General features: G+C 70.5%; 1 pseudogene. It reads right to left on the reverse strand.

The annotated features are described in order from the left end of the window. Positions 1 to 210, reverse strand: a pseudogene (locus H928_RS27845) (molybdopterin molybdenumtransferase MoeA); the annotation flags it as partial.

Genomic DNA, 210 nt, shown 5'->3' on the forward strand with positions numbered 1-210 from the left:
GCTCGCCGATGCTGCCCGCTGCAATGCGCTGGCTGACCGGCAGGGCCAGCCCGGGCCCGCTCAGGTCGGCTGCGCGCAGCGCATAGCCATCCATCGCGCTGTTGTCGAAAGGCGGCACTTGCAAGGCAGCGACCAGGTCCTGCGCCAGCACGCGGCCGTCGGCATCAAAGGTATCCAGCAGCTCATGGCCCGCCAGCGGCTGGGCATGGG

It is taken from the genome of Comamonas sp. B-9, assembly GCF_000410635.1.
GTDB lineage: Bacteria > Pseudomonadota > Gammaproteobacteria > Burkholderiales > Burkholderiaceae_C > Comamonas.